This window comes from Chryseobacterium sp. P1-3 (assembly GCF_000738495.1).
In the GTDB taxonomy this organism is placed as follows: domain Bacteria; phylum Bacteroidota; class Bacteroidia; order Flavobacteriales; family Weeksellaceae; genus Chryseobacterium; species Chryseobacterium gallinarum.
The window spans coordinates 1-12,829 of record NZ_JPEQ01000001.1 but is presented as its reverse complement, the minus strand read 5'-3'; the positions used below and the strand labels follow the sequence as shown (position 1 = coordinate 12,829).

The 12,829-nt window shown below is 36.8% G+C and carries 7 protein-coding genes, 2 rRNA genes and 2 pseudogenes; 3 read left to right on the top strand and 8 right to left on the bottom strand.

Annotation, left to right across the window (positions count from 1 at the left end; genetic code table 11):
• Nucleotides 1-26 precede the first annotated feature (26 nt).
• The 3 genes and pseudogenes from HX13_RS00055 to hutH all read right to left on the bottom strand — a co-directional run bounded on the left by HX13_RS00055 (nt 27) and on the right by hutH (nt 3,654).
• Nucleotides 27-1,418, bottom strand: a complete 1,392-nt coding sequence (locus HX13_RS00055) for a S8 family peptidase (RefSeq protein WP_238554918.1) — start codon at nt 1,416-1,418, stop codon at nt 27-29.
• A 218-nt stretch (nt 1,419-1,636) separates the two neighbouring features.
• Nucleotides 1,637-2,083: a GNAT family N-acetyltransferase gene (locus tag HX13_RS00050; RefSeq protein ID WP_050019442.1), complete on the bottom strand. Its 447-nt coding sequence runs from the start codon at nt 2,081-2,083 to the stop codon at nt 1,637-1,639.
• An 81-nt stretch (nt 2,084-2,164) separates the two neighbouring features.
• A pseudogene (gene hutH / locus HX13_RS00045) lies at nt 2,165-3,654 on the bottom strand (histidine ammonia-lyase).
• 129 nt (nt 3,655-3,783) lie between these two features.
• Between hutH and HX13_RS00040 the strand changes: the two are divergent.
• Nucleotides 3,784-4,545: a hypothetical protein gene (locus HX13_RS00040; RefSeq protein WP_050019441.1), complete on the top strand. Its 762-nt coding sequence runs from the start codon at nt 3,784-3,786 to the stop codon at nt 4,543-4,545.
• An 86-nt stretch (nt 4,546-4,631) separates the two neighbouring features.
• Complete coding sequence (gene uvrC / locus HX13_RS00035; protein WP_050019440.1) at nt 4,632-6,425, top strand: excinuclease ABC subunit UvrC; 1,794 nt, start codon at nt 4,632-4,634, stop codon at nt 6,423-6,425.
• Nucleotides 6,426-6,711: 286 nt separating this feature from the next.
• Here uvrC and HX13_RS00030 read toward each other — a convergent pair whose 3' ends face one another.
• From HX13_RS00030 to HX13_RS00020, 3 genes are read right to left on the bottom strand one after another with little or no spacing between them, the layout of a single operon-like run.
• Nucleotides 6,712-7,434 (bottom strand): hypothetical protein, encoded by a 723-nt coding sequence (locus HX13_RS00030; RefSeq protein WP_228377593.1) that lies wholly within the window; start codon nt 7,432-7,434, stop codon nt 6,712-6,714.
• A gap of 10 nt (nt 7,435-7,444) precedes the next feature.
• Nucleotides 7,445-8,527, bottom strand: coding sequence for a PorV/PorQ family protein (locus HX13_RS00025; RefSeq protein ID WP_050019438.1), 1,083 nt, complete (start codon nt 8,525-8,527; stop codon nt 7,445-7,447).
• Between the two features lie 13 nt (nt 8,528-8,540).
• Nucleotides 8,541-9,419, bottom strand: coding sequence for a DMT family transporter (locus HX13_RS00020; RefSeq protein WP_050019437.1), 879 nt, complete (start codon nt 9,417-9,419; stop codon nt 8,541-8,543).
• A gap of 397 nt (nt 9,420-9,816) precedes the next feature.
• Here HX13_RS00020 and HX13_RS00015 point away from each other — a divergent pair.
• A pseudogene (locus tag HX13_RS00015) lies at nt 9,817-11,446 on the top strand (acyl-CoA carboxylase subunit beta).
• Nucleotides 11,447-12,251: 805 nt separating this feature from the next.
• On the opposite strand, the gene rrf reads toward HX13_RS00015, so the two are convergent.
• A 5S ribosomal RNA gene (rrf, locus tag HX13_RS00010) occupies nt 12,252-12,359 on the bottom strand.
• 182 nt (nt 12,360-12,541) lie between these two features.
• A 23S ribosomal RNA gene (locus HX13_RS00005) occupies nt 12,542-12,829 on the bottom strand; the annotation flags it as partial.

Sequence of the window (12,829 nt, the reverse complement as noted above, 5' to 3'; positions counted from 1 at the left end):
CAGACCCAGCTTTGCTTATTTTCAGATTACTGTACAGCTTTTAAAACATTAATGTTTCCGTAACCGTAGCTGGAATTTACATTGGGATAGTAGGTAGCAGCCTGCCTCATTTTGTTAAGTACCTGTTCTCTTGTCCATGATGGATTTTTAGACCAGACTAAAGCTGCAATTCCGGCTGTTGCTGCTGTTGCTACTGAAGAGCCTCCCACATAATCTGCCTGCCCGTTGTAGTAGCTTAACACCGGAACGGTATTTCCTGAAGCCCGCTCCATCTGAAAGGTAAAGTCTATCTGGCTGCCGGAATGGCATACATTGCATTTCTGGTTGGAAGTATTTTCTTTTACTCCTGTTATAGCCTGGGTTTCCGGCATTGATGCAGGAAAAATCACTCCAACAAAATTGGTAAAGCTGGTAGAAGTTCCTCCTGCACAAAAAATAAGTTTTCCTTTGGAATAAGCATATTTTACACCGTCTTCAATTTTCCCTACAGAGAATATGTGCCCCATTGACATGGAAATAATCTTCACATTAGCATTGTTGCCTAATTCTGTGAAAGCTGTTTTTACAGCAGTCTGCTCACCGGAGGTTTCAAGAACAACATTTTCTGCGGCTCTGTAAGCGATTAAATTAGCATTATAAGCTACTCCTACAGGCAAGCCCACATTATTTCTGGGAGCTGCCATCACTGAAGCCATTTTTGTCCCGTGACCACATTGATCTGCTGACCCGTCTGAATTATATACCCCGAATTTACTGATTGTTCTTCCTGAAGAAGCACCATTATTAAAGCTTCCTCCCAGTAAGGCCTGTTCAGGGGAAACTCCTGTATCAATAAGACCAATAGTTACCCCCGTTCCTGTACTGTAGTTCCAGGCATCAGGAATGTTGTGTCTGGTGAAAGCCCATGGAATTTTTGCCCCCGGAGTGGTAGAAGTATAGTCTGCTGTATTTAAGGTTGAAGATGAAAAGCCACATCCTGATGAACCACTTCCTGAAGATTTTGCAGCTGTATTATATTGGGCTTCAAACTCAAAATAATGATAATCTGCCGGCTCCAGATATCGGATGGTTTTCATCTTCCGAAGTGCTGTAATGGTTTCTTCTTTTCCAATGACGACGTCCATTTGGTTAAGATAAGGATCTGAAAGAAGAAGAAAATTCCGCTCATCTTTTTCTTCATATTTTTTGATGACCGAAAGGATTTCACTTTCAATAGCTTCATTGTTGGGAGATTTGCTTCTGTCAAAATCATCTTTAGAGTCTCCAAATCCTATGGATACCATCATGTTTCCGCGGAAAACAGCACTCCATATAAAATGGTCTGATTCATTGCTCCAGTTAAAAGCACCGTTTGTTTTGATCGATTGATTGATCTTCTCATTAATTTGCCGTGCCGTCAACGGATCTTTCTGATTCATTTCAATTCTGGCACTTTCACCTTGAAGATCCTCCCTGTTACACGAATGTAAAGCAATAGATATTGCTAATAGGAATACAATTTTTTTTCATATGTTATAATTTTGGTAAGGACCAATATAACACTTTAATGAGAATTATTTATTTTTTCAAAGTGAATTTTGCATTATATGAATATTAATAATGCTTCCATCATTAATCTTTCAAAACAAAAGCAATATTATAATACTTTTTCGTAACATACACTTTGATCAACTCCAATGTATTGCCCATAATTAGGAATCCTCTGAAATCCATTCTTCTGATAAACGGAAATAGCATTTTTCAGTTCCCGGGAGGTTTCCAGAACAGCTTTTTCAAATCCGAGTTCTTTAGCCCACTTTTCCAGTTCTGCCACTACAGCCGAAGCTAATCCTCTTTTTCTGAATTCAGGGTGGGTATACATTCTTTTGATTTCAACCGCATTTTCTGAAAGCGATTTAAAAGCTCCACATGCTGCGGGAACTTCATCTATATAAACAACAATACAATTTTTGATGGTATCTGTTTTATTAAATTGATCAAAGAAATCATGATTATCCCCATTATGCGAGGCCAGGGTAGCATTAAGATGCTTTACTAAATTTTGAAAGTCTTTATTGGTAGAATCAGTTCTATATATATTCATACTATTTAGATTTTATTCTCTCGGATTTGGTTTAGTTTAAAATAAAAAGCTCCCTTTCGGAAGCTTCATTTATTTTTCAGATTAGTTGACAACAAATTTTCTTTCATTGATTAATTCTGCAATAGCCAGCATATCTTTACCAATTAACCTGTCATCTTCAAGCTTGGCTACTTTAGAACGAAGGATGGCAAAGTTTTCTTCAATAATCTTGGAACACCTTGAAGGCCTTCTGAATTCAAGCCCTTGTGCGGCAAACATCAATTCAACAGATAGAATATTCACCAGATTCCCAAGAACCTGATTAAATTTTCTTCCGGAAATACTTCCCATAGACACATGGTCTTCCTGCCCCAGACTCGTAGGAATGGAGTCTGCCGATGCAGGAAAACATAACGTTTTATTTTCTGTTACTAATGCTGCTGAAGTATACTGAGGAATCATGAATCCTGAATTCAATCCTGAGCTTTCCGTTAATAATCTTGGAAGCCCGTATTTTCCTTCTAATAACAAATAACTTCTTCTGTCTGAAATATTACCTAATTCAGCCGCTGCCAATGTTGCATAATCTAAAGGTAAGGCCATCAATTGTCCGTGGAAGTTTCCTCCTGAGATAGACTCTTCGGCACTTAATACAATCGGGTTATCTGTTACAGAATTTAATTCCGTTTCTGCCATATTCCTAAGGTGTTCGAAAGCATTTCTGCTGGCTCCATGTACTTGCGGCACACATCTCATGGAATAAGGGTCCTGTACTCTTTCGCAATCTTCATGGGCTTTCATATTTTCCGATCCTTTTAAGAACTTAAGCATCCTTGCGGCCACTTTTTTACTTCCTTCAAAAGGTCTGATCTCGTGAAGCTCTTTTTTTAAAAGGACTTGCGGAGCCTCTGTAAGCTTCGATACTCATTGCGGCAGTCATATCGGCAAGATCCAGCAGGTATTCGAATTTTTCGAGACCTTTGATTGCATGGGCAAGAATAAACTGTGTTCCGTTGATTAATCCTAAGCCTTCTTTTGGTCCTAAAGCCAATGGTTCAAGATTATGTTTTTCCAGAATTTCTTTTGTATCGAAAACCTGATCGCCTACCCAAACCTGGCCTAATCCCAGTAAAGGCAGTACCAAGTGAGCTAAAGGGGCAAGGTCACCTGATGCTCCTACAGATCCCTGTTCCGGGACTACAGGAATAATATCTTTTTCAAGCATCAGGATCATTCTTTCGATAACCTCCAGGGAAACTCCGGAAAATCCTTTTGATAAAGCATGAATTTTAGCAATCATCATGATTTTTGACAATTCTTTATCAATAGGCTTTCCTACACCTACGGCATGAGAAATAATTAAGTTGTACTGTAATTGTGCTGTTTCATCAGCAGATATTTTAGTATCGCACAGTGGCCCGAAGCCTGTATTGATTCCGTACACACATCTGTCGGACTCTACTATTTGCTGTACATTTTTTTTGAGATTGTAAGATTTGTTCTCTTGAAACTTTGCTAAGCCTGGCTTTATTAGGATTTTTACAGATTTCCAGAACATCATGGAAAGTAAAAACATCTACTCCGTATATCATTTCTAAAAAATTTCCTTAAAATTACGCATTTAACAATAATTGGAAAAACTAAATTTCAATCTTCAATATTTTTCTGAAAACAACTCATTTAATTTACTATTTTTACCGCTAAAATTAAAACAATAACATATGAAACTTAAATCTTTACTCCTTATGCTATGTCTGGCAGGTACTGCTACCTTCGCCCAGAAAATAAAATATTCCAAAGAAGATATCAAAAAGATGGAAACCTACTTGTTCAATGAAGGTTTTAATACTCCATCTCCTAAAAAAACATCAACCATCATTTTAAAAGACGGAACTACCTACAAAGGGTTCTGTAATAAAATCGAAACAAAAAAAGGGCAGATCTATGAAGTAGCGATCAAGGACAGTGTAACCAAAAAGAGCACTATTTTCAATGCGGATCAGATCAGTGAGATGTATGTGTATCCCAGCAATGCAGAAAAAATTGCAAAAGTTGCAAAGTATATGGGAAATATCAGAAATTTTGGTACGAAGAAGCTGACTAAAAATACCAATAATGATAGAATATATTTTGTAAACCAGACCGTTTCTTTAAAAAATAAAAAAGATGATAAGGAATTTCTGATGCAGGTGATCAATCCTGGTTTCGATGATATCATTTCAGTTTATCACGACCCAAGAGCCAAAGAAACTACCGGATTCTCCGTAATGGGCTCTCCACAACTTGGTGGCGGGGTTATCAAATCTTATTATGTAAAAAAAGGAAATAAGGTGATGTGGCTTCATAAGGATGATTTTGAAGATAACTATGACTTCCTTTTTGGAGATAATCAGGAATTCATGAAAAGGTATCCAAAAAATTCTGTAGAATGGGATTATTTCAGCTTCCTTGTGAACGAGTATACTGCAATGACAAACGGATAAATAATTCAAACACATAAAAAAGAACCTGTAGAATCATCTGCAGGTTTTTCTTTTTTAAATATAGAAAGTTTCCTTAATTTTGTTATATGAATCCTTCTTTAGAATTACAGCTCAAAACTTTACCATCCGAACCCGGCGTTTATCGTTATTATGATAAAAACGATCAGCTCCTGTATGTCGGGAAAGCTAAAAATCTAAAAAAGAGGGTTCTCTCCTATTTCAATAAAAACCTCTCAGGATACAGGATCAAAATCATGGTGGGAAAAATCCAGCGCCTGGAAACCACCATTGTAAACAGTGAATATGATGCTCTGCTATTAGAAAACAACCTGATTAAAGAACATCAGCCTTTTTATAATGTCATGCTGAAAGATGACAAAACTTACCCCTGGATTTGTATTAAGAATGAAGATTTCCCAAGAATTTTTCTGACCAGAAATGTAATCAAGGATGGCTCAGAATATTATGGGCCTTATGCGAAGGTACGTCCTGCTAAAATTTTATTGGATACCATCAAGCATATTTATAAACTCAGAACCTGTAACCTTAATCTTTCTCCGGCAAAAATAGAGGAAGGAAAATATAAAGTCTGCCTCGAATATCATATTAAAAACTGTGAAGGGCCTTGTGAAGACCTTGAAAGTAAGGAAGAATATGATGAAAAAATAGATGCCATCCGGGGAATCATCAAAGGAGACTTCCGGAAGGCTAAAGATTATCTTGTAAACCAAATGATGAGGCTTGCGGCTAATCTCCAATTTGAAGAAGCTCAGATCATCAAAGAAAGACTGGACATCCTCGAAGATTACCAGGCAAAAAATACTGTGGTTAATCCCAATATTGATGATGTGGATGTCTTCGGAATGACCAGTGATGAAACAGCAGCTTATGTTAACTTCTTTAAAATAAGAAACGGGAACATCATTCAGAGTTTTACAACTGAGATTAAAAAAATTCTGGAAGAAACAGACGAGGATATTATGGAAGAAGCCCTGATTGAAATCCGGCAGAAATTCAGTTCGGATTCCAAAGAAGTATTGCTGCCGTTTCATCTTTCCGTGGAAATTCCCAATGTAAAACTAATTGTCCCTAAAGTTGGTGATAAAAAAAGGATTGTAGAACTTTCTGAAAAAAATGCCAAAGAGTATCGCCTGGAAAAACTGAAACAGGTACAGATTGTAGATCCGGAGAGACATACCAACAGGATTATGGCAGAAATGCAAAAACTTCTCAGAATGCCGGTGGAACCGAGGCATATTGAAGGATTTGATAATTCCAATATTCAGGGAACCAACCCTGTTTCGGCTTGTGTGGTTTTTAAAGATGGCAGGCCAAGTAAGGCGGATTACAGAATTTTCCATCCTAAAACTGTGGAAGGTCCCAATGATTTTGCCACGATGGAAGAAGTTATCTACCGTCGCTACAAAAGGATGCTGGATGAAGGTGAAAGCCTTCCGCAACTGATTCTTATTGATGGAGGAAAAGGACAGCTATCTTCAGCGGTAAAAAGCTTAAGGCTGCTGGGTCTGTATGGGAAAATAACCATTGTAGGGATCGCTAAAAGACTTGAAGAGATTTTCTTTCCCGAGGATTCTATTCCTTTATATCTTGACAAAAAATCGGAAACTTTAAAAATTCTCCAAAGAGTAAGGGATGAAGCACACCGTTTTGGCGTAAAACATCATAGAACCCGGAGAAAAAATTCTACCATAAAATCCGAACTGGAGGAAATTCCTGGAGTGGGTGAAAAAACAATCGAATTACTTTTATCCAAACTGAAATCAGTAAAAAGAATTAAAGAATCCAGCCTTGAAACGCTGGAAGAGATGATTGGAAAAAGCAAAGCGAAAATTATCTGGGAATTTTTCAATGCGAATTAGTTTCCTTTTCTGTAAGAAAATTTTATGTTCATTATTACATCAAAATGAGACATAAATACTAAATATTCTTAAAATACATGAAAAATCCCACATGTAAACAATAAAAATTAAAATATTCGCCAAAAATAACAGCTATTTTATTTTTTTTCGTAAATTAGTGATAACAAATCGGTGAACAATGTACTGGACGGCAGATACTATTTCGATCCGTTTATTCTTGTTCAACTTTTTTGAAAAAACACATCATCATATTAAAACGAATAAGCTCTTTCTCAAGAGCTTATTTTTATTTTCCTATAAAAACTTCTTTAGAAAATTTACCATCCGCATTGGGAATATCAATCACAATATTGCCATTTTCAAAATAACCGATCGTCATATTTTTATTTGCCAATTTAACAATAAAGACATCTTTCTTTGAGGTTGCGGTAAAAATCGCAAAAGGAACCGAATCTCCGATTTTGGCTAAAATAAATTGATTTCCGTCAATCTGAACTTTCTGCACATTTAATTGGCCATTTGAATAATTGCTTGCCGTTGAGCTTTGCGGAGATGTTTCAGTGCTTTCGGAAACCGGTTTCTGCGCTGATAAAATTTCAACCGGATTAGAAACCCCTACTTTAAGCAAAGCCTGTTTTAAAGCTTCATCCAAACCTTCTTCAAATTCTTTGATGTTTGAGCTTCCTTTAGATTCAAGAATCAGATTATTATTACAATCCTTAAACTGCAATATTAACTTGTTTTTAAACAAACTCTTATCGTTCAAAATATTGGCAGCAATTACATTACAGTAATTATCCTTGGCTTCAGAAGGCCAATTGTCTTTAATTACAGGTAATGTTACATACTTTTTTCCATTCAGGGCCTTAATCAGATTATTTTTTAAGCCATAATCGTGATTGAATGTTTCAAATTTGTCCGGAATTGATACATATTTATAATCCGAAACTTTCTGTGCAAAAAACAATGTTGAACAAGCTGTCAACATAAGCATCGATATCTTTTTCATATTTACTTTTTTAATCATTTCTAAAGGCACCCATATCCAGCTTTAATGAAAAGAAGTTAGAATAAAAATTAGATCCTCCGATTCCGGAATTGGTAATTGCATAATCCAGGGTAAGGCCTCTGTATCTGATTCCGATACCTGCACTTGGCTGGAAAGAAACTTTCCTTTTAAGATCTTCTATATCTGTAATGGATTGAAACCTGTTGATCCCTAATCTTACAAAAATCATTTTTTGATAACCCAATTCAGCACCTGCATACGGACTGATACTTGCAAAATCTGTTGAAACCAAGGATGCCGTTTTAGCAAAATCTATATTTAATCCTGCTTCCGGTAGTACATACACACTACTGTTGATTTCAAATAGTTTACTGGCTCCAACATTAAGTTTCGGCATAGTAAGTTCAAGTTTATCTTTTGGGGCCGGGTTAAACTCTTCTCCGTTTACTACTGCAGAAAGTTCCTTTTGATTAATGCTCCAGAAATTTACAGTGGTGGTAATGTCACGCACCATTCCTCCGAATTTCCAGCCATTGTCTGCTTTATAAATAGCCCCGACATCAAAACCAAAACCATATCCATTGGCAAATTTACCTACATTTCTATACACAATTTTAGCATTTACCCCTACATCAAGCTTAGGATTTCCACCTGGTCTGAAAGCATAAGACAATATCGCAGCATAATCAGACTGTGAAAATTTTGTAATTTTATCATAATCTATATTTCCTTCGGAATCGATCATCTGAGTGGTATTCAGAATATTATCTACTCCAAGCCTTACTACTGAAACTCCAAAAACGCCTTCTTCCAATACTTTGGCATAGGCCAGATAATCGTATTTTGCAATAGATTCAAAATATTCAGCATGCATTGCAGCCCCTTGCCAATCCCTGTCAATCGACATCAGGCCGGCAGGGTTCCACATCGGAGCATACACGTCATCCTGATTGGAAATAACTGCCCCTCCCATTGCCAGCCCTCTTGCACCAGCTCCGATATTTAAAAATTCATTGGAATATTTCCTGACAATCTGGGATTGAGAGAATCCAAATAACAGTGAAAATGCAAGTAAAAAATATTTTTTCATCATATAAATTTGATGCTTAGTTAAAGTTTTTTTGTTTTCTGGCTTTAATCAATCCATTAGCAATGATTGCCAGTATCATAACGGCTGAGGCAATATAAAATACAGGGCTCATATGTTCTGATTCCCCAAAGATAAAAAAAGCTAGTATAATTCCGTAAACAGGTTCCAAATTAACTGTTAAAATTAAAGTAAAAGGTGATATATACTTCATTAGTTTTACCGATTCCAGCATGGGAAAAGCTGTAAAAACACTCGCTAACAAGCATATTAACGCCAAGTCTCTATAGTTTATTTCATTCATCGTAAAAATCTGACCTGAAAGCAAATAAAACAGCATTAAAATAAACCATCCGCAGAAAATTTCATAAAAAATAATATTACCCGAACTGGTCTTTCCAAACATTTTCCCGTTAAAAACAGAAAAAATAGTCCCGAAAACGGCACAAAGAATTCCGTAAAAAATTCCTTCCTTATAATGAAATTCTGTTTTAAAAATTAATAAAATACAAGCTACAATCACCACCCCCATAACTACTTCAGAAATATCAATCTTTCTTTTAAAAATAACAGGCTCTAATATGGAAGCAAATAGTGTGGATAATGACAGACAGCTTAACGCTATGGAAACATTGGATACTTTAATAGAGTAAAAAAAGCAATACCAGTGAAGCGCCATTGCCAGGCCTATGGCAGCCAGCTGGAAAAAGATTCTTTTGGAAACCTTTATACTTTCTTTTTTATAAATCCTAAGAAATACAAAAAGGAAAACAGCAGCAAACAACATTCTGTAAAATACAAGGATCTGTGCGTTGGCATGAATCAGTTTTCCTAAAATTGCAGTAAAACCCCATAAAAATACTATTAAGTGCAACCTGAAAAGCGCTAATTTATGCATATCCTATCCCCTTTGAATTTTTAACACGCAAATTTACAAATAGCAATACATATATTGACAAAAAGATAAGGGTAATATATAAAAATGTACAAAAAAAGTAATCTGGTAATGATTCCCCTGAAAAGCTGATACAAAAAACCCTGAAAATTTATTAAACTTTCAGGGCCTTCAAATAATAAACTATTAAAAAAATAAACTAGGAACTTAGAGTATTTTGCAGAGAGAATACCCTCTGTTACTCTGATGTAAAGTTAGAAAAAATCTCATTCATTTAAAAATATTTTTTTGTTAAAAATTTCACAATTTACTAATAACCAAACTATTAAACACTTGTTTTATTTCAATTTATATTCCTGATAAAAAATAGTATCTTTAAGCGTAAAAAATTGAAAATTCTATGGACATCGAATTCAACAAACGGGAAGATCAAAACAGATTAAAATTATCAGAAATAAATCGCTTGCTCGCCGAAATCAAAAAAGGAGGTGGGGAAAAGAGGCTGCAAAAGCTTCGTGAAGAAGGAAAAATGACTGCAAGAGAAAGAATTGATTATCTCCTTGATAAAGATTCGGATTCCATAGAAATAGGAGCTTTTGCCGGATATGAAATGTATAGCGAACATGGAGGTTGCCCTAGCGGAGGCGTTGTAGTAGTGATCGGATATGTTTCAGGAAGACAGTGTATTGTTGTGGCTAATGATGCCTCAGTAAAAGCAGGAGCATGGTTTCCTATTACCGGAAAAAAAGAACCTGAGAGCCCAGGAAATCGCTATGGAAAACAGATTACCTATTATCTATTTAGTGGATTCTGCAGGTGTTTATCTTCCAATGCAGGATGAAATATTTCCGGACAAAGAACATTTCGGAAGAATATTCAGAAATAACGCCAAGATGAGCTCTATGGGAATCATCCAGATTTCTGCCGTTATGGGAAGCTGTGTAGCCGGAGGAGCTTATCTTCCTATTATGAGTGACGAAGCCATGATCGTTGATAAAACAGGCTCTATTTTTCTTGCAGGAAGCTATCTTGTAAAAGCCGCCATCGGAGAAAGCATAGATAATGAAACACTGGGAGGGGCAACTACTCACTGCTCTATTTCCGGGGTTACGGATTACAAAGCTAAAGATGATAAAGACGCCCTTGATAGGATCAAAAATATTATGAAATCTATCGGAAGCACTGAAAAAGCAGGCTTTGACAGAGTAGAAAGTTTCCCACCAAAAGAAAGTCCTGAAGACATTTTTGGTATTATGCCGGTCTCCAGAACAGAACAATACGATACTTACGATATCATTAAATGCATTGTGGATAACTCAGAATATGAAGAATATAAACCGGATTACGGTAAAAGTATTATTTGTGCTACAGCAAGAGTAGATGGCTGGTCAGTAGGTATCGTGGCCAATCAGAGAAAGCTCGTAAAAAGCGGCAAAGGAGAAATGCAGTTCGGCGGGGTAATTTATTCAGATTCCGCCGATAAAGCTACAAGATTCATTGCCAATTGTAACCAGAGAAAGATTCCTTTAGTCTTCCTACAGGACGTTACAGGGTTCATGGTAGGCTCAAAATCAGAACACGGGGGAATTATTAAAGATGGCGCCAAAATGGTTAACGCAGTTTCCAATTCCGTTGTTCCTAAATTTACCATCATTACCGGAAATTCTTATGGAGCCGGAAATTATGCCATGTGCGGAAAAGCTTATGATCCAAGACTTATCGTGGCATGGCCATGGGCAGATCTGGCGGTGATGGGAGGTGCACAGGCTGCAAAAGTACTTGCCCAGATCCAGGAATCTACTTTAAAGAAGCAAGGTAAAGAAATTTCCGAAGAAGAGCACAATGAAATCTTAGATACGATTTCAAAAAGATACCAGAAACAAACAGAAGCTACCTATGCTGCTGCAAGATTATGGACAGATGCCATTATCAACCCTGTTGATACCAGAAAATGGATTTCTATGGGGATTGAAGCGGCTAATCACGCTCCAATAACAGAGAAATTTAATCTGGGAGTGATACAGGTATAAATCAATCTAATATTGATGATAAAAAACGTCTCAATGCTTCTTATTGAGGCGTTTTTTTACATAAACATCATATCATAGCAATAAAGTATATACTTAACTCTTTTATCTGATTTGCTATATGCTATTTTCAGGAGCTTTTTCCCGCTATCCACTCATACTCCTCGAGCCCAAACACTCCTCTACTAGAAACCCTCACACATGCTAACTTATGCTGCGGGGTAACCGTTTCTATCGGGGCTAGGGATATGGTTATCTATAGAAGACTTTCTCATATGAGATTTGAGAGTCAGAATAGAAATAACCCATTACTGGTTGGGTCAGCCTATATAAGTGCTCATACTTATTTACGCTGCGATCTCATTTCAACTAGATTATAACTGATAATTATACATTATTCTGTTATGGTGATGGAAAAAGCATTGCTATTTTATCTCACCACGGATTACACGGATTGACACAGAGGAATGTGGAGATTTGGTTCGGGGAAAGATCAAGGAATATGGGGATATGCTTTAATGTTTAGAAGGTGATATAATAAGCACAGCTATTCAATAGCCGCGGGCTTTAGCCCGTGCTCAATAAAAACCATAAAATTCCACAGGCTTTAGCCAAAACATATTCACTATCCTGGATCTGTTATCTGTTATCTGTTATCTGTTATCTATCATTTCACTCTTCACCCTGTATAAGTGCAGGGATAGTTCCAGGTACATAGGCGTGGGATAGATATAATATAGATGGGATGGGTCTATAACAAAAAAAAAGTCTCACACATTACTGTATGAGACTTTTAAAATAAAATAAAAACTGGCGGCGGCCTACTCTCCCGCGTTAGCAGTACCATCGGCGCTGGTGGGCTTAACTTCTGTGTTCGGAATGGGAACAGGTGAGCCCCACCGCTAAAACCACCCTAAAGAAGGTATATAGCATCTGGCTATTTGCTGCTGGCTTTTGGCTTTTTTGCCAATCCTAACTGCTTACTGCCATATGCGTTTTTTTAAGCGATAAAAACTCTCACAAAGACAAAACCTTTACTGCGCATAAAGTACTTGTCATTTATTATATGTTTAATATGATAATTTTATAGCAACCATAGGCTATAAATCTACGGGTAATTAGTACTACTCGGCTATGACATTACTGCCTTTACACCTATAGCCTATCAACGTTGTCATCTACAACGACCCTTAAAAGATGTCTCATCTTGAGGCGAGTTTCGCACTTATATGCTTTCAGTGCTTATCTCTTCCAAACGTAGCTACTCAGCGGTGCACCTGGCGGTACAACTGATACACCAGAGGTTTGTTCAATTCGGTCCTCTCGTACTAGAATCAAGCCCTCTCAAACATCTAACGCCCGCAATAGATAGAGACCGAACTGTCT

Bases quoted from the DNA above. Each gene is read 5' to 3' on its own strand.
- HX13_RS00055 (WP_238554918.1), bottom strand. From the start codon at position 1,418: ATGAATCAGAAAGATCCGTTGACGGCACGGCAAATTAATGAGAAGATC.
- HX13_RS00050 (WP_050019442.1), bottom strand. From the start codon at position 2,083: ATGAATATATATAGAACTGATTCTACCAATAAAGACTTTCAAAATTTA.
- HX13_RS00040 (WP_050019441.1), top strand. From the start codon at position 3,784: ATGAAACTTAAATCTTTACTCCTTATGCTATGTCTGGCAGGTACTGCT.
- uvrC (WP_050019440.1), top strand. From the start codon at position 4,632: ATGAATCCTTCTTTAGAATTACAGCTCAAAACTTTACCATCCGAACCC.
- HX13_RS00030 (WP_228377593.1), bottom strand. From the start codon at position 7,434: ATGAAAAAGATATCGATGCTTATGTTGACAGCTTGTTCAACATTGTTT.
- HX13_RS00025 (WP_050019438.1), bottom strand. From the start codon at position 8,527: ATGATGAAAAAATATTTTTTACTTGCATTTTCACTGTTATTTGGATTC.
- HX13_RS00020 (WP_050019437.1), bottom strand. From the start codon at position 9,419: ATGCATAAATTAGCGCTTTTCAGGTTGCACTTAATAGTATTTTTATGG.